Origin of the sequence: Sinorhizobium americanum (assembly GCF_001651855.1) — a bacterium.
In the GTDB taxonomy this organism is placed as follows: domain Bacteria; phylum Pseudomonadota; class Alphaproteobacteria; order Rhizobiales; family Rhizobiaceae; genus Sinorhizobium; species Sinorhizobium americanum.
Map to the genome: position 1 here is coordinate 125,225 of NZ_LNQC01000080.1, position 23,737 is coordinate 148,961.

General features: G+C 63.9%; 25 protein-coding genes. 8 read left to right on the plus strand and 17 right to left on the minus strand.

Translation table 11 applies throughout. From position 1 onward, the window contains the following. Positions 1-14 precede the first annotated feature (14 nt). Positions 15-1,004, plus strand: coding sequence for a WD40 repeat domain-containing protein (locus ATC00_RS28035; RefSeq protein ID WP_037389401.1), 990 nt, complete (start codon positions 15-17; stop codon positions 1,002-1,004). Between the two features lie 169 nt (positions 1,005-1,173). Here the strand turns inward: ATC00_RS28035 and ATC00_RS28040 are convergent, their stop codons facing one another. Next, the gene (locus ATC00_RS28040; RefSeq protein WP_037389404.1) at positions 1,174-1,620 is read right to left on the minus strand and encodes a glyoxalase superfamily protein; all 447 of its coding nucleotides are present in this window, start codon (positions 1,618-1,620) and stop codon (positions 1,174-1,176) included. A gap of 275 nt (positions 1,621-1,895) precedes the next feature. Here ATC00_RS28040 and ATC00_RS28045 point away from each other — a divergent pair, with 275 nt between their 5' ends. Next, the gene (locus ATC00_RS28045; protein ID WP_037389596.1) at positions 1,896-2,528 is read left to right on the plus strand and encodes a LysE family translocator; all 633 of its coding nucleotides are present in this window, start codon (positions 1,896-1,898) and stop codon (positions 2,526-2,528) included. Between the two features lie 88 nt (positions 2,529-2,616). On the opposite strand, the gene ATC00_RS28050 is transcribed toward ATC00_RS28045, so the two are convergent. Then, a complete protein-coding gene (locus ATC00_RS28050) occupies positions 2,617-3,207 on the minus strand; it encodes a GNAT family N-acetyltransferase (RefSeq protein ID WP_037389407.1) in 591 nt (196 codons plus the stop codon). An 86-nt stretch (positions 3,208-3,293) separates the two neighbouring features. Beyond that, positions 3,294-4,427 carry an ornithine/lysine decarboxylase gene (gene odc2 / locus ATC00_RS28055; protein ID WP_037389410.1) on the minus strand — a complete coding sequence of 378 codons (1,134 nt, stop codon included), beginning with the start codon at positions 4,425-4,427 and terminating at the stop codon, positions 3,294-3,296. Positions 4,428-5,032: 605 nt separating this feature from the next. Here odc2 and ATC00_RS28060 point away from each other — a divergent pair. The 3 genes from ATC00_RS28060 (at position 5,033) to ATC00_RS28070 (ending at position 7,711) form a co-directional block, all read left to right on the plus strand. Beyond that, positions 5,033-5,926, plus strand: a complete 894-nt coding sequence (locus ATC00_RS28060) for a LysR family transcriptional regulator (RefSeq protein ID WP_037389413.1) — start codon at positions 5,033-5,035, stop codon at positions 5,924-5,926. A gap of 106 nt (positions 5,927-6,032) precedes the next feature. After that, on the plus strand, positions 6,033-6,677 hold the full coding sequence (locus ATC00_RS28065) for a DUF1007 family protein (protein WP_037389415.1): 645 nt from the start codon (positions 6,033-6,035) through the stop codon (positions 6,675-6,677). Continuing rightward, positions 6,671-7,711 carry a nickel/cobalt transporter gene (locus ATC00_RS28070; protein WP_037389417.1) on the plus strand — a complete coding sequence of 347 codons (1,041 nt, stop codon included), beginning with the start codon at positions 6,671-6,673 and terminating at the stop codon, positions 7,709-7,711. Before ATC00_RS28065 ends, ATC00_RS28070 begins: the two co-directional genes overlap by 7 nt. A gap of 221 nt (positions 7,712-7,932) precedes the next feature. Here ATC00_RS28070 and ATC00_RS28075 read toward each other — a convergent pair whose 3' ends face one another. The 4 genes from ATC00_RS28075 to ATC00_RS28090 all read right to left on the minus strand — a co-directional run bounded on the left by ATC00_RS28075 (position 7,933) and on the right by ATC00_RS28090 (position 10,453). Further along, positions 7,933-8,148 carry a hypothetical protein gene (locus tag ATC00_RS28075; RefSeq protein ID WP_037389420.1) on the minus strand — a complete coding sequence of 72 codons (216 nt, stop codon included), beginning with the start codon at positions 8,146-8,148 and terminating at the stop codon, positions 7,933-7,935. Next, positions 8,145-8,843 carry a GNAT family N-acetyltransferase gene (locus tag ATC00_RS28080; RefSeq protein WP_037389423.1) on the minus strand — a complete coding sequence of 233 codons (699 nt, stop codon included), beginning with the start codon at positions 8,841-8,843 and terminating at the stop codon, positions 8,145-8,147. Before ATC00_RS28080 ends, ATC00_RS28075 begins: the two co-directional genes overlap by 4 nt. Before the next feature lie 115 nt (positions 8,844-8,958). Further along, entirely contained in the window at positions 8,959-9,657 is a 699-nt protein-coding gene (locus ATC00_RS28085; protein WP_064255239.1) for a tellurite resistance TerB family protein, read from the minus strand. Between the two features lie 157 nt (positions 9,658-9,814). Beyond that, entirely contained in the window at positions 9,815-10,453 is a 639-nt protein-coding gene (locus tag ATC00_RS28090; RefSeq protein ID WP_064255240.1) for a 2-dehydro-3-deoxy-phosphogluconate aldolase, read from the minus strand. Positions 10,454-10,654: 201 nt separating this feature from the next. Here ATC00_RS28090 and ATC00_RS28095 point away from each other — a divergent pair, with 201 nt between their 5' ends. The 3 genes from ATC00_RS28095 (at position 10,655) to trhO (ending at position 13,053) form a co-directional block, all read left to right on the plus strand. Next, positions 10,655-11,128 carry a CYTH domain-containing protein gene (locus ATC00_RS28095; RefSeq protein WP_037389432.1) on the plus strand — a complete coding sequence of 158 codons (474 nt, stop codon included), beginning with the start codon at positions 10,655-10,657 and terminating at the stop codon, positions 11,126-11,128. Beyond that, on the plus strand, positions 11,125-12,033 hold the full coding sequence (locus tag ATC00_RS28100) for a CHAD domain-containing protein (RefSeq protein WP_064255241.1): 909 nt from the start codon (positions 11,125-11,127) through the stop codon (positions 12,031-12,033). Before ATC00_RS28095 ends, ATC00_RS28100 begins: the two co-directional genes overlap by 4 nt. A 75-nt stretch (positions 12,034-12,108) precedes the next feature. Continuing rightward, positions 12,109-13,053, plus strand: a complete 945-nt coding sequence (trhO, locus tag ATC00_RS28105; RefSeq protein WP_037389437.1) for an oxygen-dependent tRNA uridine(34) hydroxylase TrhO — start codon at positions 12,109-12,111, stop codon at positions 13,051-13,053. Positions 13,054-13,074: 21 nt separating this feature from the next. Here trhO and ATC00_RS28110 read toward each other — a convergent pair whose 3' ends face one another. From ATC00_RS28110 to xylA, 10 genes are all read right to left on the minus strand, one after another. Further along, positions 13,075-13,497, minus strand: a complete 423-nt coding sequence (locus ATC00_RS28110; RefSeq protein WP_037389440.1) for an aconitase X swivel domain-containing protein — start codon at positions 13,495-13,497, stop codon at positions 13,075-13,077. Then, the gene (locus ATC00_RS28115) at positions 13,494-14,738 is read right to left on the minus strand and encodes an aconitase X (protein ID WP_064255242.1); all 1,245 of its coding nucleotides are present in this window, start codon (positions 14,736-14,738) and stop codon (positions 13,494-13,496) included. The genes ATC00_RS28110 and ATC00_RS28115 overlap by 4 nt, the downstream gene beginning before the upstream one ends. Positions 14,739-14,788: 50 nt before the next feature. Next, positions 14,789-15,187, minus strand: coding sequence for a GFA family protein (locus ATC00_RS28120; RefSeq protein WP_064255243.1), 399 nt, complete (start codon positions 15,185-15,187; stop codon positions 14,789-14,791). Between the two features lie 107 nt (positions 15,188-15,294). Then, on the minus strand, positions 15,295-16,074 hold the full coding sequence (locus ATC00_RS28125) for a MetQ/NlpA family ABC transporter substrate-binding protein (RefSeq protein WP_037389446.1): 780 nt from the start codon (positions 16,072-16,074) through the stop codon (positions 15,295-15,297). Between the two features lie 46 nt (positions 16,075-16,120). Beyond that, positions 16,121-16,786 (minus strand): methionine ABC transporter permease, encoded by a 666-nt coding sequence (locus ATC00_RS28130; RefSeq protein WP_037389448.1) that lies wholly within the window; start codon positions 16,784-16,786, stop codon positions 16,121-16,123. Then, a complete protein-coding gene (locus tag ATC00_RS28135; RefSeq protein WP_037389450.1) occupies positions 16,776-17,855 on the minus strand; it encodes a methionine ABC transporter ATP-binding protein in 1,080 nt (359 codons plus the stop codon). Before ATC00_RS28135 ends, ATC00_RS28130 begins: the two co-directional genes overlap by 11 nt. Before the next feature lie 339 nt (positions 17,856-18,194). Beyond that, entirely contained in the window at positions 18,195-19,571 is a 1,377-nt protein-coding gene (locus tag ATC00_RS28140) for a GH1 family beta-glucosidase (protein WP_064255244.1), read from the minus strand. A 121-nt stretch (positions 19,572-19,692) separates the two neighbouring features. Beyond that, entirely contained in the window at positions 19,693-20,877 is a 1,185-nt protein-coding gene (locus ATC00_RS28145) for a Gfo/Idh/MocA family protein (RefSeq protein ID WP_037389455.1), read from the minus strand. Between the two features lie 245 nt (positions 20,878-21,122). Next, positions 21,123-22,175, minus strand: coding sequence for a sugar phosphate isomerase/epimerase family protein (locus ATC00_RS28150; RefSeq protein ID WP_037389456.1), 1,053 nt, complete (start codon positions 22,173-22,175; stop codon positions 21,123-21,125). A gap of 241 nt (positions 22,176-22,416) precedes the next feature. Next, complete coding sequence (gene xylA, locus ATC00_RS28155) at positions 22,417-23,727, minus strand: xylose isomerase (RefSeq protein WP_037389458.1); 1,311 nt, start codon at positions 23,725-23,727, stop codon at positions 22,417-22,419. Between the last annotated feature and the right edge of the window lie 10 nt (positions 23,728-23,737).

Consider the following 23,737-nt stretch of genomic DNA (forward strand, 5'->3'; position numbering starts at 1 on the left):
AGCCTGACCAACTAATGCCGACCGTCGCTCCGCTCGATCTCGAAGGCCACGTCGTCGGCGTCGCCTTTCTGAAGGACATTCCCTTTTTCGCCGGGGCCGCCGGCACCATCCACCGCCTCGACCAGGGCCACAAGACGACAGACCTGCACGACGGCCTGCTGTCGCTCGCCTATGACGAAGCAACCGATACGCTCTTGACCGGCGGCGAGGACGGCAAGGTGATGCGCGTTGCGCCCGACGGCACGACGAGCCTCGTCGCCGAGACGCCGCGCAAATGGATTTCCCAGGTCGCCGCCGGCCCGCAAAAGGCGGTCGCTTATGCTTATGGCAAGACGAGCTATGTCCGCCTTGCCGACGGCACGATGAAGGAATTTTCAGAAGAACGCACGGTGGAGGGCATCGCCTTCGCCCCGAAGGGCCTGCGCATCGCGGTTGCGCGCTATAATGGCGTGTCGCTGCATTGGGTGGGGATGGCCGGCCAGCCGATCGACCTTGAATGGAAGGGCGCCCATACCGGCGTCACCTTCTCCCCCGATGGCCGTTTCGTCGTCACCACCATGCAGGAAAATGCGCTTCATGGCTGGAAGCTCGATGCCAAGGCAGGGGCCGAGGCGCGCCACATGCGCATGACCGGTTACCCGGCCAAGGTGAAGTCGCTCTCCTGGTCCGCCAAGGGCAAGTGGCTCGCCTCCGCGGGCGCCCCGGCGGCGATCGTCTGGCCCTTCCAGGGCAAGGACGGGCCGATGGGCAAGGCGCCGCTCGAACTCGGCACCCGCGGCAACACGATGGTGACGACGGTCGCCTGTCATCCGGCCGAGGATATCGTCGCGATCGGCTACGAGGACGGCATGATCCTTGCCGCCCGTCTCGCCGACAGCAAGGAAGTGCTGCTGCGCCGCCCCGGCAAGGGCGCGATCACCGCCATGGCCTGGAACCGGACCGGCCGGCAGCTCGCCTTCGGCTCCGCCGCCGGCGATTGCGGTGTGGTGGATCTAGCTGGATAGCCGGCGTTTACGCTCGCGATAGCCCCTCACCCTAGGTCCTCTCCCCGCACGGGGGAGGGGACGCAAGGCGCAGCCTCTCTGTTCGAAGGAAGCGGTGCCGCGACCTTCTCCCCGCGTGCGGGGAGAAGGTCGCGGCAGCGGGATGAGCGGCATGACCCATCACCAACCCTCACCACTCGAGCTCCAGATGCGGCCTTCCGTTCGACGTCCTCTCGACCGTGCGGCCGTTTTCGTCGACGGTCGCCGTCACCCTGTGGCGGAAGGCCGAGAAGCTTTCGAAGGTGACGACATCCACCGGCGCGTCGAACCTGAAGGTCAGCCGGTAGTGGCCCGGCTTCGCGGTCAGGGCCTGCGCCGAGAGGATTTCCGCCGCGAAGGGCTGGCCGAGATAGCTACCCCTCACCCGCGCGCCGAGCATCCATGGATTGAATGGCGGCCGGTTGCCGGCGGCCGCGTGTAGCGTGTTCCAGTCGCGATAGCCGTATTGCGCGGCAATCAACTCGAGAGATTTCGAATGTCCAATCTGCTCGCCTTCGGCGCAAAGCCGGGTGCGCAGGCGTCTGGCTTGGTCCTTGAGCGTGTCCAGGGAGGGAAGCGTGCGTGATTCATGCGTCATGACAGGGTCTCCTGCTGCGGCATGCATTTCATCGGATGGGTGCCCGCATTGCCATCGGTTCGCATGCCTCACGGCGTGACCGAGTCGGAAGAGAGGGACTTTACCAAAGCTTGACGCTCGCGGACGGCTGGGGCCCTCGCCCGCCGCCTCCATAGGCGAAGCGGTGAATGCTGTCAAATCGTGCCGCACAGCAGGCGCTCGCAGGCCCCACGCAATTCCTCGTTGCAGCGCTTTCGAAGATGTGGAACGACTATGCGGCGCGAGAGGAGATTTCCATGAACGAGATGACCATCCTTGCATTCGCCGCCGTCGCCTTCATCGGCATCGCAACACCGGGGCCGACCGTGCTCCTGGCGCTGACCAACGGGTCGCGCTATGGCGTCCGCCGCTCCGGCTACGGCATGTTCGGCGCAGTGCTCTCGGACTTCGTGCTGATCGGCGCCGTGGCGCTAGGCCTCGGCGCGCTGCTGGCCGCATCCGAATTCTGGTTCTCGGTGGTCAAGTGGGTCGGCGCCGCCTATCTCGCCTTCCTGGGCGTCACGCTGCTGCGCTCCCACGGCACGCTCGATATCTCGCAGGAGCCGCAGGGCACCGGAGCCGGAACGCGGCGCGCGATCTTCCTGAAGAGTCTTCTCGTCGCCGTCACCAACCCCAAGGGCTACCTGTTCTTTTCCGCCTTCCTGCCGCAGTTCATCGACCCCACGCTGCCGCAGGCGCAGCAATACGCCGTGCTGGCCCTCGTCTTCGCCGCGATCGATTTCATGGTGATGTTCGGCTATGCGCTGCTTGGTTCCCAAGCCGTGCGCTTCCTGAAGCGCTCCGGCGCGGTCTGGCTGGATCGCGTCTGCGGTGGCGCGCTGCTGGCGCTTGCCGGTTCGCTGGCATTCTATCGTCGCGTCACCACCTGACATGGCCTCGCAAAAACGCGACAACGCCCCTGCCTCGCGGCAGGAGCGCTGTTCGTTGTCCGCCTCCGCAGGGTGAGAGGCGGAAAAATCAGGCGGCGCGCTTGACCGGCGGCAGAGCGAGCTTGCGGCCGCTGGCGACGAGCATGCCGGCGGCCCCTTCCAGCCAGCCCTCTTTCAGCTCGAGCGCCAGGAACCGGTCGCGTTCGAACGGACCGGGCATGACGAGGTGCTGCGTCCGCTCGGTGAAGAAGCCGAAGCGCTCGTAGTAGGCCGCGTCGCCGACGAGCAGGATCGCGCCATGGCCGCGGCTCTTGGCTTCCTGGATTGCCGCCCGCATCAGCATGCCGCCGATGCCCTTGCCCTCATAGGCCGGATCGACGGCAAGGGGGCCGAGGAGCAGCGCCGGCACGACGTTGCCCTCCCGGTTGACGCCGGCCTCGACGTTCCAGAGACGCACGGTGCCGATGACGTGGCCGTCGGCGTCGCGGGCGACCAGGGCGAGCCCCTCGGCCGGCACGCGGCCGCGACGCAGCTTCTCCGACGACTTCCTGCGGCGGCCGGGCCCCATGGCCCGGTCGAGCAGGTTTTCACGCGCGACGACGTCGCCCGGGTTTTCGGAGTCGATTACAAAGGTGGACGGCGCGAAGAACGCGCGCAGGGTGTCAACAACAGCGGCCATCGGGGCCTCCCGTCATCAAAACCGCTTCAGGCGGACCAAGGATGATTGTGAAGTCGCCGCTCCCGCTGAAGCGGGAGCGAGCAGGATCAGATCACATAGGCCTTCAGCGGCTCGAAGCCATTGAAGGCGACGGCCGAGTAGGTGGTCGTGTAGGCGCCGGTGCCCTCGATCAGAACCTCGTCGCCGATCGTCAGCGAGATCGGCAGCGGGTACATGTTCTTCTCATAGAGCACGTCAGCCGAATCGCAGGTCGGGCCGGCCAGCACGCATGGCTCCATCGCGTCCGTATCGCGCGCCGTGCGGATCGGATAGCGGATTGCCTCGTCCATGGTCTCGGCGAGACCGCCGAACTTGCCGATGTCGAGGAAGACCCAGCGGTGGCTGTCGTTGTCCGACTTCTTCGAGACGAGGACGACCTCCGCCTTGATCACGCCGGCATTGCCGACCATGCCGCGGCCCGGCTCGATGATCGTTTCCGGAATGTTGTTGCCGAAGTGCTTCTTCAGCGCACCGAAGATCGCCTGGCCGTAGGCTTCGGCCGACGGCACGTCCCGCAGGTACTTCGTCGGAAAGCCGCCGCCCATGTTGACCATCTTGAGCTCGATGCCCTGCTTGGCAAGCTGTACGAAGACGCGCTTGGCATCGGCAAGCGCCGCATCCCAGGCGTCGAGCTTCGTCATCTGCGAGCCGACATGGAACGACACGCCGTAGGAGACGAGGCCGAGCTGATGGGCGTAGACGAGCACGTCGACGGCCATCTGCGGAACGCAGCCGAACTTGCGCGACAGCGGCCATTCGGCGCCTTCGCCATCGGTCAGCACGCGGCAGAAGACCCGGGCGCCGGGAGCGGCGCGCGCGACCTTCTCGACCTCTTCATGGCTATCGACCGCGAAGAGGGTGATCCCGAGGCCGTGAGCGCGGGCAATGTCGCGCTCCTTCTTGATGGTGTTGCCATAAGAAATGCGGCTCGGGGTCGCACCGGCGTCGAGCGCCATTTCGATTTCGGCGACGGACGCGCAATCGAAGTTGGAGCCGAGACCGGCGAGAAGGCGCAGGATTTCCGGCGCCGGGTTGGCCTTTACGGCGTAGTAGATGGCGCTATCGGGCAACGCGTGACGGAAAGCCTTGAAATTGTCGCGCACGATGTCGAGGTCGACAACGAGGCAGGGGCCTTCGGGTCGTCGGGTGTTGAGAAAGTCGATGATGCGTGCGGTGGTCATGGCTGTATTCCCCGATCCATTAGACTCCACAACTGTGGAGGACAAAGGGCATACGCGCGCTTGCACTGGAACCAGCCGGTGGAGACCCCGGAACCATGCATGCGCTCGATGCGCGAACGATGAATCGAAGCCCGCAAAGGCTAAGATTCGGCTTTGTCTGCCATGGATTGGAGGGAATAACCCAACCGCACTTCCGGCAATGAAGGTGTGCCTCTTCAGTAACCCCGGCTGTTGGAGAGCCGGCAGACACCAGAAAGGCCCGCACCGTCGTTGCTTCAAGATGTCCTCGCATTTCCCGGTTGGCCGGAATAGCGACTGGAGGGGTTAGTTCCAGGTACCTTACCGAGATCCTCACCTAATCGAGGGTCGGCGGACACCCACAGGCACGTGCGACTTTGGGCAAGGGCGTAGGTAAGAAAATTCGCTGTCGTAATCAAGAGTTTTTTGCCGCTTCGCCCCTAATTTTTTCTGGACCGAGCCAGAGCGGGCGTGTTCACTTTCGATGAACGATTGCAGCCGCGCCGGTGCGCGCCGGAAAGACACCTCAAACCGGGGATTCGGTGGGGCTTTCCGGCTTCCCGCGGGTCAGAAGAGAAAGACGAATCATGGACACCTTGACCCGCATCCGCGCCTTCATCGATGTCGTGGACGCGGAGGGCTTTTCGGCGGCCGCCCGGCGCGTCGGCAAATCCAAGGCATTGCTGTCGAAATATGTCCGCGAACTCGAAGACGAGCTCGGCGCCCTGCTCCTCAACCGGACAACGCGGCAATTCTCGCTGACCGAGGCCGGGCACACCTATTATCGCTCCGCCTCCGAGATCCTCAAGGAGATCGACAATCTCGCCGATCTCGTCCGCGCCAACAATTCCGATCTGCGCGGACGGCTTCGAATCACCGTGCCGCGAACCTTCGTCGATGCGGAGATCGGCCAATCGCTGATCGACTTCGGCCGGCAGCACCCGGAACTGTCGCTGGAAATCGTTTCCGACGATCGCTTCATCGACCTCGTCGAGGAGGGCTTCGATGTGGCGATCCGCATCACCCGGCTCGAGGACTCGACGCTGATCGCTCGCAAGCTCGACGACTTCCAGGTGCTGATCTGCGCCTCGCCGGACTTCATGGCGAAGGCCGGTCCCTTCGCGCATCCGAGCGAGCTTTCGAAGATACCCTGCATCCTCGACACCAACGGCCGATCCTACTCGAACTGGCGTTTCGTCGAGCCGGACGGGTCGCCGTTCACGGTGCCTGTGAGCGGTCCGATCGAGGTCAACAGCCCGCTTGCCGCAGCCCGCGCCGCGGTGACCGGCATCGGGATCGCGGTCCTCCCCGACTTCATCGCCCGGCCGAGGGTGCAGTCTGGCGAGCTCGTGACGCTCTTCGACGACTACCTGCCCAAGGACCGCGGCATCTATGCGATCTATCCCCACCGGCGTTATCTGCCGACGAAGGTGCGGACATTCGTCGATTTCCTGCATGGCTGGTTCCGCAAGACGCAATGAAGACGTCCGGCGCTTTGCCTGGCGAAGTCCCAATTCCGTCCCATTTTCGGTACATTTCGGGGCGATTCGTACGGTCCGCTTCGACCGAAAAGGAAATCCCGCTCCGATGAACACACAACGCCTCGTCCTGGCCGGCCTTGCGACCCTGCTGACGCCCGGGCTCGCTGCCGCCCATCCGCATATCTTCGCCGAGGCGCGGCTGGAGATCGTCTCCGACGACCAGGGCAACATTGGCGAGCTGCGCAACGTCTGGCGCTTCGACGAGCTATTTTCGGCAAGCGTCGTGCTCGATTTCGACAAGAACTCCAATGCCACGCTCGATCCGGAGGAGCTGAAAGAGGTCGGCCAGACCGTGCTGGAGTCGCTTTCCGAGTACAACTACTACACGACGATCTTCGACAACGGGAAATCCGTGAAGGTCAATCGGCCTGACAGCATCACCGTCGACTACAAGGACAACCAGCTCTTGATGATGTTCGCGGTCAAGCCGGCCGAGGCGATGCCGCTCAAGGGCAAGCTCTCTTTCGGCGTCTACGACCCGACCATGTACACAGCGATGGACTTCCCGACCGACGACGACCTGACCGTCATCGGTGAGAAGATCGAAGCGTGCAAGCATCAGGTGGTGCGGCCGGACCCCGACGAGGTGCTGGCCGAGAACAAGGACACGCTCACCGACGCCTTCTGGAACGATCCGACCGGGACCGACATGTCGAAACTCTTTGCAACCAGGATCGAGGTCACATGCTGAACCTGCGCAGGATCGGCGGTCCGCTCGCCGCCGGCCTTCTGCTGGCGGCCCTTTCGGCGACGCTCGCCATGGCGCAATCGCCGCTCGGCATCGGCTCCGCCGAACCTTCGATCCCGACCAGCGGCCTCTTTGGCGGGTTTTTCGCCTGGGTTAACATGGAGCAGCAGAGCTTCTACCGGCTGCTGACCGGGGCGCTCAAAGGCATGCGCGAGAACCCCTGGCAGCTCTGGTCGCTGATCGGCCTTTCCTTCGCCTATGGCGTCTTCCACGCGGCCGGCCCTGGCCACGGCAAGGCGGTGATCTCCTCCTACATGATCGCCAACGAGACGGAACTGAAACGCGGCGTGCTCCTGTCGTTCCTCTCCTCGATCCTGCAGGGCGTCGTAGCCATCCTGCTGATCGGCGCCGTCTATCTGGTGCTGCGCGGCTCCTCCATCAACATGACGCATGCAACCCATTCGCTCGAGGTCGCAAGCTATGCGCTGATCGCCGCCTTCGGCGGTTGGCTCGTCTACCGAAAGCTGCGGTCGATGGCCCGACCGGCGCTCGCCGTCAGCGGCGAGCACGCCCATCATGACCATGGTTCCAATGATCCCGGCCATCACGCCCATTCGCATCACCACCATGATCACGGCCACGCGCATGGTCCGGGCGAAGTCTGCGCCACCTGCGGCCACGCGCACGCCCCTGACCCTGCGCTGCTGAGGGGCGACCGCTTTGCGCTCAGCGAAGCCTGGTCGGCGATTGTGGCCGTGGGCCTGCGCCCCTGCTCCGGTGCCTTGATCGTGCTTTCCTTCGCGCTGCTGAACGGTCTCTACCTCGGCGGCATCCTCTCGGTCTTCGCCATGTCGATCGGCACCGCGATCACCGTCTCGATCCTCGCCACCCTCGCCGTCACCGCCAAGGGTTTCGCGCTCCGCTACGCCTCCAGCCAATCGGCCGCGGCCCGCCTCTCGAACGGCATCGAGATCGCCGGCGCGCTGCTGGTGCTAGTTCTGGGGCTTGTCCTGTTGGGGGCTGCGCTGCAGGGCTGATCAAGAAAATTGCTGCCGCGACGGCCCCTCATCCCGCTGCCGCGACCTTCTCCCCGCAGGCGGGGAGAAGGGACATGCCGCGCCGCCAGTCCCTCTCCCCGTTTGAGCGCAGGCGAGAAAGGGCAAATCGCGAGCTCTCCAGTCCCCTCTCACCGCCTGCGCGGAGAGGGCTAGGGTGAGGGGCAATCACTTTGCATTACGGCAGCTTTGCGCCGGCAGAATTACAGCCCCCGCCGGCGCTGATGCCGGGCGCGCAGCCAAAAGATCAGGAAGAAGCCGAGCACGAAGAGCGCTCCGACGCCAGCGGCGAGCCAAGGCGAGATGTCGCCGAGCCTGACCATGATCGACGGCAGCACGAAAAAGCCGATGCCGACGACCATCAGGATGATGGCGGCGGCAACTGCCGGCGATCTATCCTTCTTCTCGGGCGCCTTCACGCTTGCTCCTTTGCCGCGAGTTCTGCGCGAATCTCGTCCAGCCGCCGCTTCTGGCGCCCCTCGGGATCGAAATTCTCCGGCGAAAGCCACGCCTCGAAAGCCGCCTTGAGCAGCGGCCATTCGCTGTCGATCATCGAAAACCAGGCCGTGTCGCGATTGCCGTGTTTGGAAATCATGTGCTGGCGGAAAATGCCCTCGAAGGTGAAACCGAGCCTGAGCGCCGTGGTGCGGCTCGGCTGGTTCTCGCTGTGGCATTTCCACTCGTAGCGGCGATAGCCGAGGTCCTCGAAAACGTGCCTCGCCATCAGATAATGCGCTTCGGTCGAAAGCGGCGAACGCGACATGGCCGGCCCGTGCGCGACGCCGCCGACCTCGACGACGCCGTTGGCGGGGTCAGCACGCATATAGTTCGCCATGCCAACGACCTTGCCGGTCGCCTTGTCGCGAAACACCTCGGTGATCCAGCCGGATTTCGTCTGGACCGCCGAGAGCCAAGCGTCGAAGGCCTCGATTCCCGAAAAATCGTCCTGGGTGAAATATTTGAGCAGCGGGTTGATCGCCAGGCCGCCGAAGGCGTCGTGCCAGAGCGGCTCGAGATGCGCCGTCCGATCATAGGACTCTACGCGGACATATCGGCCCTCGATCGAGACCGGCTGCGGCGCCGGACATCCCTTCCAATTGGCAAGATCGCGCATCGATCACTCCCTGCGTTGCACTTGCTTCGGGAATAGGACAGACGCCAGCCGGTTTCAAATTCAAACTGGTGATCGAACCATGAGCGGAACGGATGTGCTCCGCTCCGCGCTTTGGCTAAATGGAAACCTTCGCCGCGGAGACCGTCGCCTCGATATGGTCGACAAGCGCATCGGCAAGTCCGAGCCGCCCGGCGAGAAGGTCAAGATAGCCGCGCTCCGCCCGACCCTCCGGCTCGATCGCAAGCCGTGACGCCGTATAGATCTCGACCCGTTCCTCCTCCGTCTCGCCGGCAGCGACGATGGCATCCAGATCGATCGGATTGGCGAGCTCCGTTTCAAGGAAAGCCGCCGCATCCGCCGAAAGACCGGAAACGGATAGCTTGTCCATGATCCGGCCGCGCTCGGTTTCGTCGATATGGCCATCCGCCCGGGCGGCGGCGATCATGGCGCGAACGAGCACCAGCGCGAAATCGTTGCTGAGCGCTTCCGGTGCGGCGAAGCCGGAATCGGCCGGCGGTGCGGGGAGTTGAGCGGGTGCGGGAGTTGCCGATTGCGGCGCCTGACCGGCCTGGTAGTTCTTGTAGGCCTGATAGCCGAGGCCGGCGATCGCCGCCAGGCCGCCGAGAACGGCCGCGTTGCCGGCCAGCTTGCGTCCCGACTTGGTGCCGAGCAGCACCGCCGCGATCGCGCCGGTTGCCAGTGGATTGTCCTTGGCGAGCTTGGTTACCTGATCGGCGCGGCCGCCGACCGTGCCGCCGGCACCGGGCATCTGCGAACCCAAGAACTGATCCAGCAATTTTTTCGCGTCGAACATCGGCCTCGCTCCTTAGGTTTGACGCGCGGAAGCTCCCGCCCTGGCACGTCGTTGCGGAGTGAGACATAGGAACAGCGGCGCGAAAATACAAATACGCACTGGACACGAAAAAAGCCGGACGTAAGCCCGGCTCTTGTAAGTTGCCCGTTTGGCCCGGTCAGTCTTTGAGCGCGAAGGCCTGGGCGGCGAGCTTGGTGATACCGGCCCAATCGCCCTTGGCGACCAGCTCCTTCGGCGCCACCCAGGATCCACCGACGCAGACGACGTTCGGCAACGAAAGATAGTCGCGCGCATTCGCGAGCGAAATGCCGCCGGTCGGGCAGAACAGCGTGCCCGCGAGTGGCGAGGACAGCGATTTGAGATAGGCGGCGCCGCCGGCCTGCTCAGCCGGGAAGAACTTCATGACGCCGTAGCCTTCCTCGCGCAGCCCCATCACTTCGCTGGCCGTTGCCGCCCCCGGCAGCAGCGGCACTGCGTGGTCATTGGCGACATCGATCAGTTCCTGCGTCGTGCCCGGGCTGACGATGAACTCGGAGCCGGCTTCCACCGCCGCTTCGAACTGGGCGGCGTTGAGGATGGTTCCGGCACCGGCAACGGCGCCCTCCACTTCGTTCGCCACAGCGCGGATCGCCTCGAGCGCCGCCGGCGTGCGCAGCGTGATCTCGATCGCCTTCAGGCCGCCGGCCACCAGGGCGCGGGCGAGCGGCACTGCAGTTGCCGCATCGTCGATCACCAGCACCGGCACCACCGGTTGCAGCTTGAGAATGGATAGAAGCTTGTCGGTCTTCGCACTCATGCCCGGGTCCTTTTAAAACGATTGAATCCGCCCCTCGCATACTCTTCCTGCCAAGCAATGTCGAGCCCGAAAGGCGCGCGCATTCGCGCCTCCTATGCAAGCAAATGATAAAATATGATTTGGCGCAAAGACATGGCTTGAGCCTCTGCTACAATCCGATAGTTTCATGACATTCGACTTCTCGAAGTGGCGGGACATTCCATGGCGAAGGAGATAGAGCGCAAGTTCCTGGTCGCTTCCGACGGCTGGAAGGAGCGCGCCGACGGAGGCATCAGGCTGCGCCAGGCCTATATCGTTACTATGGAGGATCGCTCGGTGCGCGTGCGGATCCATGGCAACAAATGGGCCCGTCTCACCGTCAAGATCGGCAAGTCGGCCCTGGTCCGCAATGAGTACGAATACGATCTGCCGATGGAAGACGCCCGCGAGCTGCTGGCCCAGGGCGTTGGCATCGTCATCGAAAAGCGGCGCTACCGCGTGCCGCACAAGGGCTTTACCTGGGAGGTCGACGTCTACGAGGGGGCCCTCGAAGGCCTTGTCGTCGCCGAAGTCGAGATGAAGCGCGAAACGGATTTGCCCGCCTTGCCCTCCTGGGTCGGAGGGGAGATTACCGGCGACCGCCGCTATTCCAACCAGGCGCTTGCCACCGAGGGGCTTTTGGTCGCGCAACGATGACCTACGCCTTCAGTCCGGACCGCCCCTTTACCGAGGACTTTCGCGCCGTCGGCGCCGAACAGATCGAGCGTGCGATGACCGTCCTCAACGAGCAGCCGGCCGGCGTGCACGAGGCAATCCACGACGTCCGCAAGAATTTCAAGCGGCTGCGCTCTCTCTATCGGCTCGTCGCCTCCGATGCCCCGCTTTTCCAGAAGCAGGAAAACGCCCGCATCCGCGATATGGCGCACAATCTGTCGACCGTCCGCGACGCGGCCGCCCTCGTCGAGAATGCCAGCTACCTGCGTCAACACGCGGCAGGCGAGGAGCAGCAACTGGCACTCGACAAAGTCTGTTCGATCCTTGCCTCCCGCCGCGACCGGATCGCCGAAGGTGAAGCCGATCTCGACGGAAGAATCGAAGCGACGATCGTCAATTGCGAGCGGGCGCTCGCGGCACTCGGGCATGTTTCCTTTGACGACGGCAAGCGGAAGTCTGCGCGTCGAATGGCGAAGGGATGGCGACGAACATTGGAGCGTGCCGCCGGCGCCCGGGCGACCTGCGAAACGAGCACGGAGGCCGCTCGCTTCCATGACCTGCGCAAGCGTGCCCAGGACTACAGGATGCAGCTGGCGCTCTTACGCGAGGCGTGGCCATCGGCGATGCAGGCGAAGCGGGCGGAGACCAAAGATCTGGTCGACGTGCTCGGCCATTTGAACGACCTCGCCACGATGACCTCGCTCATCAACGAGCAACCGGAGCTCGCCGGCGACAGTCAGAACCAGGCGCATCTCCTTTCCGCCGTCATCGCCCGCCAAGAAGAACTGAGGCGAGAGGCACTGAAGCGGACCGAGGCCGTGTTTCTCGACGATCCGAAGTGCGAAAGCCGCACCGTCGAATTGCTGTGGATCGATGCCGGGCGCTGACGCTCGGCAGGTGGGGCGATCGGGCGCGGCCACTGCAATTGCGCTCGGCCGGCGAAAGCTGTATTTGCGTGCCCCATGACCGACATGTTCACGACACCGCGCCCGGCGGCGCAGGGCCAGTTTCTGGTGGCCGCGCTCTACCATTTCGTTTCCTTCGCCCGTTTCGCCGATTTCCGCGAGCCGCTGCAGGTGGTCTGCGACGCCAACGGCGTCAAGGGCACGCTGCTCCTCGCCCATGAAGGCATCAACGGCACGATCGCCGGCACTGACGAAGGCCTCGCGGCGGTGCTCGCCTTTCTGCGCGCGCAACCGGAATTCGCCCGTCTCGAGCACAAGGAAAGCCGGGCGTCGGCGATGCCCTTCCTGCGAATGAAGGTGCGGCTGAAGAAGGAGATCGTCACCATGGGCGTCGAGACCATCGACCCCAATAAGGTGGTGGGCACCTATGTGGAGCCGAAGGACTGGAACGCGCTGATCTCCGATCCGGACACGCTGGTCATCGACACGCGCAACGACTATGAGACGGCGATCGGCCTCTTCCGCGGTGCCGTCGATCCGAAGACCAGGACGTTCCGCGAATTTCCCGATTGGGTGCGCAACAACACCGGCCTGCACAACAAGCCGAAGATCGCCATGTACTGCACCGGCGGCATCCGCTGCGAGAAGGCGACCGCCTTCATGAAGGAGGAGGGCTTCGAGGAGGTCTATCACCTCAGGGGCGGCATCCTCAAATATCTCGAGGAAGTCCCGGCCGAGGAAAGCCTCTGGGACGGCGCTTGCTTCGTCTTCGACGAGCGCGTCTCCGTCACCCATGGCCTCGCCGAGGGCGAGCATACGCTCTGCCACGCCTGCCGACAGCCCCTGACTCTGGCGGACCTGCAGTCGCCGCTTCACGAAGAGGGCGTCTCCTGCGTCCATTGCCATGAGATCCGCACCGACGAGGACCGCGAGCGCTACCGGGAGCGGCAGCGGCAGATCGCCTTGGCGAAGAAACGCGGAGAGCGGCATCTCGGCAACTGAGGCGAGCCCCAGTCGCCAACATCAAATCTCGATCGTCGCCGCCTCGTCTTGCGCGTCAATCGAAAGGGATGCGGCTCCGGTGACCGCCGTCCAATCCGCCTCGCTGGCGAGAACCACGGGACAGGCCTTTCCATAGAGCTCGGCCGCGACCATCGCCCCGACGGTGACGATCGCGTCGCGCGCCAAGAGCACGATCCCCGCCGGACCGGTTCCGCGCCGGAGCGCTTCCGCCAGCACCGAACTGCCGGAGCTCGAGCCGCGCCCAGCCCGCATCACCAGGATGCGGCCGCTCATCACTTCGTTCTTCTGCGGATGCCATTGGTCGATGATCCGGCCGGTCGCCGAGTCGAGGCCGCCCCAGAAGCTTAAGGGTTCCGAAAGCACCAGCGTTTCCGCCGCCGCCGATCCTGCAACCAGCGTTGTTGCCTGCAGCCGCACAGTCACAGCCGCACCACCTTTCCGGCCCGCGCCGATGCGACGCAGTCCGCAAGCGAGCCAAAGGCGACGTCGACGCCGATATTGCCGGGCGCGTAATAGGCCCACTTGCCGGAATTGGTCATGACTGCGCCGGAGAGGTCGCGCATCACCGCCGTCACATAGGTGCAGGTATCGATGACCAGCGTCACGCCGGCTTCCCGCAGGCGCTCCTCCCAGCCGCGTCTGTGCAGTTCCTCGAGCACCGCCCGGTGGGTGTTGATATAGACATCGATCGCCGGCCGCGCCCCGTCGATCAGCGGCATCAGCCCTTCGAACTCGGCAAGCGAGAAATGCGGCGTGCCCAAGCTGACGGCAGTCAATGGTGTTCCGTCCGGAACCGTCGACAGCTTGCGCACCGTTTCCAGGAGGTCCGCCGCCGCCAGCCGGATCACCTCTTCCGGTACCCTGCCCTGGAAGGCCGCCTCGATCGTCGGCGCCTCCGGCGTCAGCCCGACCGCATGGAAGAGCGCAACGGCGCCCGCGGAAGCGGCGACGGCGCCGAGCGCCTTCAGATCGTCCTCGTTCGTCGAGGCCGGCAGGCCGGTGATCGCCGGCACCCGGTCGCCGCAGCGCCTGCCGATCGCATGTCCGACGGCGACGCAGGTAAGCCCCGCTTCCGCCCATTCCTCGGGCAGGCTCTCAACCTCTACCAGGACGCGCGCGCGGCGGTTCTCGCCGATATGCAAGCCGTAATAGGGGGCACGGCCGGTCAAGGCGCAGCAGAGATCGATGAAATCGCCATAGCGGTTGGTGCGGGCGCCGAGCACGGAATTGGCAAAGACGATGGCGTTCGATTCGGCCCAGGCGATCTGTGCGCCGAAGCAGGGCCGGAAGATCGTCTGGTAGGGCGCGCAGGTGAAGGTCGGCACGCAGCCGAGCTCCTCATGCGCCTGCATCAACCGCGCCCCGCCACGACCGACCTCGTCGCTGCCAAGAAAAAGCTCCGGGTGGATAAGGTCGACCGAGCCGACATTGAGCGTCGTCGGCACGCGGACACGGCCGCCGAGACGCACCAGATGCTCGACAAAATCGAGGCTCACCTGGCCGAGATAGAGACAGCCGTCGATATGCGCCGCCTCGATATCGGTGAAGCGCTCTGCGCCGACCGCCTCGGCGAAGCGGACGAGCAGCCGCATGGCGAAAGCGGCAGCCGCGCCTTGCTCGCCGGACAGAAGCGATCGATCGAAGGATGAAAGCGCAACGGGCATGCGGCCGATTAAAGTCTTTGCCGAGCGCAAGTCAATTCGCCGCGTCGCTGTCAGGCCGGAAGCGTCTCGTACTCGTCGACTCCGAGAGCGGACCGGTCCCAATGCGGGCGGCTGCGCGCGAAGACCGCATTTGTCGGTTCGAACAGCGAGGGATCGTCAAGCGTCCCCGCAAAAACGGTCCATCGATCGTCATCGGGCGGACCGGAAGCGAAAATCTGGCTGCCGCAGGTGGGGCAGAAATGACGGATCGACACATTGCCGCTTTCGGCAGACTTCGCGTAGGCGCGCAACTCGCCGGTGTAAGCGACATCACCCCGCGAAAAGATCATATAGCAACTGTGTCCGGTCCCCGTGGCCCGTTGGCAATCCAGGCAATGGCAAAACCCGGAATAGATCGGTGCCCCCTGCGCCTCGTAGCGAATGGCACCGCACAGACATCCACCCTTCATGTGTGCTTTCCTCCTCGAAAGTGGGAGAAATAGAGCCGTGCCCGCGTCAATCAAACAGAACCGCGCGTCTGGTCCCGACGCGCGGTTCTTCTCAAAGCGAAGAATGCTTACCAGCCGGCAATCACCGAGCCCTTGAAGGTATCGTTTACAAAGGCCTTCACCGTGTCGTTGTGGTAGGATTCGATCAGCGTCTTGACCCAGGGCGCGTCCTTGTCCTTGCCGTTGACGGCGATGATATTGGCATAGGGCGCCTTCTCGCCCTCGCGGGCGATCGGGTCCTTGGATGGGTCGAGGCCGGCTTCGAGCGCATAATTGGTGTTGATGACGGCAGCGTCGACGTCATCCAGCGAGCGCGGCAGCTGCGCGGCATCGAGTTCGGCGAAGGTGAAATTTTTCGGGTTTTCGGCCACGTCCGCCGGGCCGACCTTGAGACCGGCGCCTTCTTTGAGCTTGATCAGCCCCTTGTCGGCGAGGATCAGCAGCGCCCGGCCGCCATTGGTCGGGTCGTTCGGGATCGCCACCGTCGCACCCTCGGCGAGCTCTTCGAGGCTCTTCACCTTCTTCGAATAGACGCCCATCGGGAAGTTGACCGTATAGGCGACGCTGACGATGTCGTAGCCGCGGTCGGCGACCTGATTGTCGAGATAGGGCTTGTGCTGGAAGGAGTTGGCGTTGAGCTCGCCGTCGGCGAGCGCCTGGTTCGGTACGACATAGTCGGAGAATTCAAGGATCTCGATGTCGAGGCCCTTGCCGGCCGCCACTTCCTTGACCTTTTCCATGATCTGGGCGTGTGGGCCCGGTGTCACGCCGACTTTGATGGTTTCGGCGTTGGCCGCCCCGGCCGCAAAGGCAAGGGCGAGCGATGCTGCGAGGAGGAAGTTCTTCATGGGAGGCTCCTTGTTATCTAAAGGAAGTCACGTGTGGGAGGAAAGGTCAGGTCTTGCGGCTGCGCTTGTCGAAGCGGCGCGCCAGGCGGTCGCCGGCGCTCTGGACGAGCTGCACCAAGACGATCAGCACGATGACGACGATCAGCATGACGTCCGGCATGAAGCGCTGGTAGCCGTAGCGGATGCCGAGATCGCCAAGACCGCCGCCGCCGACGGCACCGACCATTGCCGAATAGCCGATGAGGCTGACGATGGTCATGGTGAGCGCCAGCGTCAGCGCCGGCCGGGCTTCGGCAAGCAGCACCTTGAAGACGATCTGCATTGGAGTGGCGCCCATGGCGCGGGCCGCCTCGATGAGGCCCCGGTCGACGTCGCGGATCGCCGCCTCGACGAGGCGGGCGAAGAACGGAATGGTCGCGATCGTCAGCGGCACGATTGCCGCCTTGGTGCCGATCGAGGTGCCGGTGACGAGCCGCGTAAAGGGAATGATTGCCACGACGAGAATGATGAAGGGCGTCGAACGCGTCGCGTTGACGATAAGGCCCACGGCGCGGTTGACATTCGGCGCCGGAAAAAGTTCGCCCCTGCCGCTGGTCGCGAGGAAGATGCCGATCGGCAGGCCGATCAGCGCGCCGATGAAACCGGCGATCGCCACCATGCGAAGCGTATCGAGCGTGGCCTTGCCGATAAGCATGAGAAGATCAGGCGACATAGCCGAGCACCTCCACGGTAAGGCCGTTCTCGGCGAAGAAACGATCCGCCTTGCCCGAGGTTTCCGGATCCGCGCCATAGGCGACGACGAGCGAGCCGTAGGGCTTGCTGCCGATCTCGTCGATCGTGCCGGCGATGATATTGACCTCGGCGCCGATCGACTGGATGAGCCGTGAGATCAGCGGCCGCTCGGCCGCCGCGCCGAAGAAGGTGAGACGCACGACCACCCGGTCGCCAGCCGCTGCAGCAGGCCGGATGTCCCTCGCAACGGCTTCCGGCAGCTTCGAGCCCGGCAGGCCGGATAGAAGGGCCCGCGTCGTTTCGTGCTTCGGATGGGTGAAGACGTCGAAGGTGTGGCCGCGCTCGACGATTTCGCCCTTGTCGATCACTGCAACGTCCGAGGTGACCGCCTTCACCACCTCCATCTCGTGGGTGATGAGCAACACCGTCAGGCCGAGTTCGGCATTGATGCGCTTCAGCAGTTCGAGGACCGACTGGGTGGTTTCCGGATCGAGCGCCGACGTCGCCTCATCCGAAAGCAGCAGCTTCGGCTCGGTCGCCAGCGCTCGTGCAATGCCGATGCGCTGCTTCTGACCTCCCGAAAGCTCGGCGGGATAGCGCCCGTGCTTGTCGGCGAGCCCGACCAGGTCGAGCAGCGGCCGCACGCGCTCATCGATCGCTCGCCTATCCATGCCGGCGATCTCCAGCGGCAGCGCCACATTGCCGAAGACGGTCCGCGACGACAGCAGATTGAAGTGCTGGAAAATCATCCCGACCGAGCGTCGAAGCTCGCGCAATGCCGCCTCGTCGAGTGCGCCGACATCGACGCCGTCGACGAGCACCTTGCCGGCTGTGGGCTTCTCGAGGCCGTTGACCAGCCGGATCAGCGTCGACTTGCCGGCGCCGGAGCGGCCGATGACCCCGGTGATCGAGCCGCGACCGACCGTCAGGCTCACATCGTTCAGCGCCGTGAAGGCAGCGCTTTGGCCGGATGCCGCGAAGCGCTTGGAAACGCCGTCGAAGACGACGGCGGCATCGCCGGTCTCAATAGGGGAAGTTGAAACGGTCATTGTCCGGTCGCCTCCGCAGGAGGGATCACAGGGATGTCAGGATACATGATGCTCTCGGATGTTCGAAACTCTCGTCCCTGTCACGTTGCTGGACGGGAGGCGTGTCGGGTCACTCGGACCTGCGACAACGCATTCGGAACGGGGAGCATTTCTCTATCATCGGGCAACCGGTCGGTTCAAGGTCGCGTACGGCATGGCTGCCATGCCGCCTCGTCTAGGTTGTTATGCCCTTCGACCCTCCTGTTTCACAGACACGATTTTTCCCTGCGCCGCAGCCCGACGCAAAAGTCTACTCTTTTTATGTAGAACGATTGCGCCTGCAGTGCAGCCTGGGAGTTGTCAGGCCGGCTTATGGTTGCCCTTCGGAAACTGTTGCGCCAGTGCCTTGTACCAATGGCCGCTCTTCTTGATCGTGCGGATCTGCGTCTCATAGTCCACGTGAACGATGCCGAAGCGCATGCGGTAGCCTTCCGCCCATTCGAAATTGTCCATCAGGCTCCAGGCGAAATAGCCGCGCATCGGATAGCCCTTGGCGATCAGGTCGGCGGTGACCGACAGGTGCTCGGCGATATAGTCGAGGCGCGGCTGGTCGTCGACGACGCCTTTCTCGACGCCCATATTGTAGCAGGCGCCGTTCTCGGTGATGTAGCAATCCGGCAGCGTGTAGCGGGCGTTGAGCGTTTCCACGAGCGTCCCCAGCGCCGGCGCATAGACCTCCCAACCGATATCGGTCTTCACCTCGCTCACCGGCTTCGCATTGACCGTTGCCGGATATTCGGCACCGGCGGCCGGATCATGCGAAACGCGCATCGGCGTGTAGTAGTTGAGACCCCACCAGTCGAGCGGCTGGGCGATCGTCGCCATGTCGCCGTCCTCGATCAGAGGCACGCGGGATCCGAGTGCCGAGAGGAAGCCTTCCGGGTACTCGCCCTTGAAGATCGGGCCGAAGAAGACGCCGTTGTGGAAATCGAAGGCGCGCTCGGCCGCGGCCTTGTCCTCGGCGCTGTCGCTGCCGGGATAGACCGGGTGAGCGTTGATGACGATACCGACCGGCAGGTCCGACCGTTCTGAACGGATCGCAGCGACACCGAGGCCGTGGGCGAGATTGGTGAAATGCAGTGCGGCGAGCGCCGCATCCATGTTGCGTTCGCCCGGCGCGTGGATGCCGTAGAGATGGCTGAGCCAGACCGAGCACCAGGGCTCATTGAAGGTCGCCACCGCATCGAGCCGATCGCCGAGGCGGGCGATCACCGTCTTCGCATAGCGCTGATAGGCATAGGCGGTCGTGCGCGCCGTCCAGCCACCGTCGCCCATCAACGCCAGCGGCAAGTCCCAATGATAGAGCGTTGCAAAGGCCTTGATGCCGCGGGCCGTCAGGCCATCGACGAGGCGGTCATAGAAGTCGAGCCCCTTCTCGTTGATCGGCCCGGTGCCCTCCGGAATGATCCGCGGCCAGGCGATCGAGAAGCGGTAGGCCTCGACGCCGAGACTTTCGATGAGATCGAGGTCCTGGTCGAGCCGATTGTAATGGTCGCAGGCGACGTCGCCATTGTGGCGCTCGAAGACGCGGCCCGGCATGTTGGAGAAGGCGTCCCAGATGGACGGCTTGCGCCCGTCCGCCTTGCTCGCACCCTCGATCTGGAAGGAGGCGGTGGTCACGCCGAAAACAAAATCGCCGGGGAATCGTTCTGCGAGTTTCTTGGCTTCGATCATCATACATGTCCCGTCATTCGACGAGCGGCGCACCGAATGGCGCCGCTGCATTATTGCTGTTTGGCCGTGGCCCAATGCCGCGAGGGCAAAGGACGAGGCTCCTTGTCTGTCTACCGGTTGCGGTTCAGACCTTCACCCAGGCTCCGTTGCGCTGCGACGAGCGTACGCAGGCATCGACGAAGGCCATGCCCTTCATGCCATCGTCTATCGTCGGATATGTGACAGCCGGGTCCACCGTCTCGCCGTTCCGCCTGGCGTAGATGGCGCGGGCAGCCTCCGTGTAGATATTGGCGAAGCCTTCGAGATAGCCTTCCGGATGGCCCGAAGGAACGCGCGAAACCCGTGCCCCCGCCGCCGAGGCGCCGGCTCCGGCGCGTGTCAGCAGCCGCTTCGGCTCGCCGAACGGCGTGTGCCAGAGATAGTTCGGGTCCTTCTGGACCCATTCAAGGCCGCCCTTGGTGCCATAGACGCGCACCATCAGGCCGTTCTCGTGGCCGGGCGCCACTTGGCTGCACCACAGCATGCCCTTCGCTCGCGCGCCGTCCTTCTCCTTGAAGCGCAGCATCACATGGGCGTTGTCGTCGAGTTGGCGGCCGGCGACGAAGCTGTCGAGATCTGCCGAGAGCTCGTCGAGCTCCAGCCCGGAGACGAAGCAGCCGAGGTTATAGGCATGCGTGCCGATATCGCCGGTGGAGCCGCCGGCGCCGGAACGCGCCGGGTCCGTCCGCCAGGCCGCCTGCTTCTGGCCGGACTGCTCGATATTTTCGGTCAGCCAGTCCTGCGGATATTCCATCTGCACCAGTCGGACGGCGCCGATCTCGCCATTGGCGATCATCTCGCGCGCCTGCCGAACCATCGGGTAGCCGGTGTAATTATGCGTCAGCACGAAGAGCGCGTCGCTTTCCTCCGCCGCTTTCTTCAGCTTCTTGGCGTCGGCAAGCGTCGAGGTCAGCGGCTTGTCGCAGATGACATGGATGCCGCGCTTCAGGAACTCCTTGGCGGCGGCATAGTGCACATGGTTCGGCGTGACAATCGCCACCGCTTCGATGCCGTTCTTGAGCTTCGCCTCGCGGATCGCCATTTCCTTGAAATCCGAGTAGACGCGCGACGAGTCGAGTCCGAGCTCGCGGCCTGAGGCCTGCGCCTTCTCGGGCGTCGACGACAGAGCGCCGGCCACCAGTTCATAGTGGTCGTCGAGCCGCGCCGCGATTCGGTGCACCGCCCCAATGAAGGCGCCCGAGCCGCCGCCGACCATGCCGAGCCGGATTCGCCTTTGCCGCGTTTCGCTACTGCTTCCCTCAATTGCCATCGTGCTTTCTCTCCTGAACAGATTTGTCATCGGGGCATTGAGACCCCCTCTGCCCTGCCGGGCATCTCCCCCACAAGGGGGGAGAAAATCGTGGCGACGCTCCGCCCTCTCGAAAGATAGAACCTCGCGGTTAGGCAAGACAAAGGTCGATCAGGCGACTCTTGGAGCCTCGATTTGGCCGCTGCGTCGCGGTGCAGTACGCCCCTCCCCCTTGTGGGGAGGGGTTGGGGAGGGGTCTTGCCCCCTCAGAGTCCCAGCATCCGCCGGTTCGCCGCCTCGTCCGTGCCGCTGTCGGCGAAATCATCGAAGGCCTTTTCTGTGACGCGGATGATGTGCGCCTTGACGAACTCGGCCCCCTCGCGGGCGCCGTCTTCCGGATGTTTCAGCGCGCATTCCCACTCGACCACCGCCCAGCCGGCGAAATCATTCGCAGCCATTTTCGAGAAGACTGCGCCGAAATCGACCTGGCCGTCGCCGAGCGAGCGGAAGCGGCCGGCGCGGTTCACCCATCCCTGATAGCCGCCATAGACGCCCTGCCGGCCGGTCGGGTTGAACTCCGCATCCTTGACGTGGAACATCCGGATGCGGTCCTTGTAGATGTCGATATTGTCGAGATAATCGAGGCACTGCAGGACGTAGTGCGACGGATCGTAGAGCATGCAGGCTCGGGCATGGTTGCCGGTGCGCTCCAGGAACATCTCGTAGGTGATACCGTCATGCAGATCCTCACCCGGGTGGATCTCGTAGCAGACGTCGACGCCGTAATCCTCCGCATGGTCGAGGATCGGCCTCCACCGCCGGGCAAGCTCGTCGAAGGCGGTCTCCACCAGACCTGCCGGTCGTTGCGGCCAAGGATAAACGAAGGGCCAGGCGAGCGCGCCGGAGAAGCTCGCCATGGCTTCGAGGCCGAGGTTCCTCGAGGCGGTCAGCGCCAGCTTCACCTGTTCGACCGCCCATTGCTGGCGCGCCTTCGGATTGCCACGCACTTCCGGTACGGCAAAGCCGTCGAAGGCCTCGTCATAGGCAGGATGCACGGCCACCAGCTGACCCTGCAGATGGGTCGAGAGCTCAGTGATCTCAATGCCGTTGTCGCGCGCTTTTCCGGCGATGTCGTCGCAATAGGCCTTCGATTCAGCCGCCCTCTTCAGGTCGAAGAGCCGACCGTCCCAGCTCGGGACCTGTACGCCCTTGTAGCCGCAATCGGCCGCCCATTTCGTAATTGAATCCCAGGAATTGAAAGGCGCCGCGTCACCGGCGAATTGCGCAAGAAAAAGCCCCGGTCCCTTTATGGTCTTCATGCAAAATTCCTCCTAGTGGATCGGTTTACTGAAACACCGGTCTGCCGGTCGAGTGGTATTCGAGCGCTTCGCCCCGCAAATTTTCGCGATATCTTAAATACCTGCAACGTTGCAGGAGCGAGAACCTAACAGATTCTTCGCGAGGGGCAATGGGCTTCTGCCCTGTCGCGAAGAGCTTTCGAATAGCACTCGCGGGCGCCAAAATTCGTCCGCGAGTGCAGCTGAAAATCCAATCGCCAGGTCAGACGTAGCGATTGACGACGTTTTCCAGGTACTCCTGCTTGCCGGACTTCGGCTGCGGGTTGAGATCGGCCTTGCGCACCCAGGCCTCGATCTCTTCGAGCGAGAAACCGCCTTCGAGCATCTTGTTCGCCTCCGGCACGTTCCAGCCGGCATAGCGTTTTTCGAGTGGTGCGGAGAGTGCCTTGTCCTCGATCATCTTCGCCGCCGCCCTGAGGCCTCGCGCGCAGCAATCCATGCCGCCGATATGACCGATCAAGAGGTCCTCGGGATCGATCGACTGACGGCGCAGCTTCGCGTCGAAATTGGTGCCGCCGGTCTTGAAGCCGCCGCCTGCCAGCACGTGGTAATAGGCGAGCGCCATTTCCGGGACATTGTTGGGGAACTGGTCGGTGTCCCAGCCGGACTGGTAGTCGTTGCGGTTCATGTCGATCGAGCCGAAGATGCCGAGCGCATTGGCGAGCGCCAGTTCGTGCTCGAAGGAATGTCCGGCAAGGATCGCATGGCCCTGCTCGATATTAACCTTCACCTCGTTCTCGAGACCGTACGTCTTGAGGAAGCCGTAGACGGTCGCGACGTCGAAATCGTACTGGTGCTTAGTCGGCTCCTGCGGCTTCGGTTCGATCAGGATCGTGCCCTTGAAGCCGATCTTGTGCTTGTATTCGACGACGAGGTTGACGAAGCGGCCGAGCTGGTCGAGCTCGCGCTTCAGGTCGGTGTTGAGCAGGGTCTCATAGCCCTCGCGCCCGCCCCAGAGCACGTAATTCTCGCCGCCGAGCTTCTGCGTCGCGTCGATGCAGGTCTTCACTGTCGCCGCAGCGAAGGCGAAGACGTCCGGGTCCGGATTGGTCGCGGCACCGCCCATATAGCGCCGGTTCGAGAACAGGTTCGCCGTGCCCCAGAGCAGCTTGACGCCGGTGTCGGCCTGCTTCCTGGCGAAATGATCGACGATCTCCTCGAGGTTGCTGGTGTTTTCCGCGAAGTTCCGACCTTCGGGGCGCACATCGGCATCGTGGAAACAATAGAAGGGCACGCCGAGAAGCTGGAAGAGTTCGAAGGCGACGTCCGCCTTCAGCTTTGCGGCCTCCATCGAGTCCTTGAACCAGGGCCGTTCGAAGGTCTGGCCGCCGAACGGGTCGCCGCCCGGCCAGACGAAGCTGTGCCAATAGGCGACGGCGAAGCGCAGATGATCTTCCATCCGCTTGCCGAGGACGACCTCGTCGGGATTGTAGTGGCGGAAGGCGAGCGGATTGGTGCTCTCCGGTCCCTCATATTTGATCTTGGCGATATCGCCGAAAAAACCGGTGTTCACGGCTGTCTCC